The organism is Streptomyces tricolor (genome assembly GCF_002155905.1).
Lineage (GTDB): Bacteria > Actinomycetota > Actinomycetes > Streptomycetales > Streptomycetaceae > Streptomyces > Streptomyces tricolor.
Genome location: NZ_MUMF01000654.1, coordinates 1 through 991 on the forward strand (window position 1 = coordinate 1; position 991 = coordinate 991).

The window sequence follows — 991 nt, forward strand, 5'->3', positions numbered from 1 at the left end:
GCGGGCCAGCGCGTCCAGGAAGGCGTTGCCCGCCGCGTAGTTGCCCTGGCCGAGGCCGCCGAAGGTGCCGGCCACGGAGGAGAACAGCACGAAGGCGGACAGGTTCAGATGCCGGGTCAGTTCGTGCAGGTGCCAGGCCGCGTCGGCCTTCGGGCGCAGCGCGGTGTCCAGCCGGTCCGGGTCGAGCGCGGCGATCACGCCGTCGTCCAGGACGGAGGCACTGTGCACGACCGCGGTGAGCGGGTGCTCGTCCGGGACGGCGGCGAGCAGGTCCGCGAGCGCCTTGCGGTCGGCGGTGTCGCAGGCCGCGAGGGTGACGGTGCCGGCGCCCGACGCGCGCAGCTCGTCGCGGAGTCGGGCGGCGCCCGGGGCGGCCGGGCCGCGCCGGGAGGCGAGGACCAGGTGCCGTACCCCGTGGGCGGCCACCAGGTGGCGGGCGACCAGTGCGCCGAGGTCTCCGGAGGCGCCGGTGACCAGGACGGTGCCGTCCGGGTGCCAGGGGGCCGGGCCGTCCGGCGGGGCGAGCCGGGCCAGCCGCGGGACGGTGGCCGCGCCGGCCCGGAGCGCCAGCTGGGGCTCCCCGGCGGCCGGTACGGCGCCCAGCGCCCGCCAGGAGCGGGGGTCGTCGTCGAGGTCGGCGAGGACGAGGCGGCCGGGGTGCTCCGACTGCGCGGAGCGGACCAGGCCCCAGGCCGCGGCGCCGGCGAGGTCGTCCGCCCGGTCGGCCGCCGCGCCCCGGGTGAGGACCACGAGGGGTACGGCGGCGAACCGGTCGTCGGCGAGCCACGCCTGAAGGGCGGCGAGGGTGCGGTGCAGCACGGTGCGTGCCTCGGCGGGCGCCTCGCCCGGGGTGCCTGCGGCGGTGAGCAGCGCCGCGTCGGGCACCTCGGTGAGTGCGGCCGGGCCGGTGGCGCCGTGCACGGTGTGACCGAGGGCGCGCAGCGCGTCGGCTGCGCCCAGCGGGTCGGCGCCGAGCACCGCCCAGCGGCCG

General features: G+C 79.8%; 1 protein-coding gene. It reads right to left on the reverse strand.

Annotated features, from left to right (window positions below):
- Positions 1 to 991, reverse strand: a 991-nt coding sequence (locus CCN44_RS36505) for a beta-ketoacyl reductase (RefSeq protein WP_143650241.1), incomplete at both ends; no start/stop codon positions are given.